Annotated in this window: 1 pseudogene; it reads left to right on the top strand. The window is 71.7% G+C overall.

Going from position 1 to position 223, the window contains the following annotated elements:
- Window positions 1–223, top strand: a pseudogene (locus ABFP37_RS22645) (bifunctional D-altronate/D-mannonate dehydratase); the annotation flags it as partial.

The raw sequence follows: 223 nt of genomic DNA, 5'->3' as shown, positions 1-223 counted from the left end.
ATCGAGGACACCTGGCAGTTCCTGTACCGGTCCTCCTACTGGCGCCGGGGGCCGGTGACGATGGCCGCGATCGCCGCGGTGGACATGGCGCTCTGGGACATCAAGGGCAAGGTCGCCGGGATGCCGGTGTACCAGCTCCTGGGCGGGGCGTCGCGGAACGGGCTGCGCGCGTACGGGCACGCCTCCGGCGCGGACATCCCGTCGCTGTTCGACTCGGTCCGCG

Source organism: Burkholderia sp. RS01, assembly GCF_039748055.1.
Taxonomy (GTDB): Bacteria; Actinomycetota; Actinomycetes; order Actinomycetales; family Micrococcaceae; genus Arthrobacter.
The sequence above is the reverse complement of the archived record's forward strand: the minus strand, read 5'-3'. Positions and strand labels throughout refer to the sequence as shown.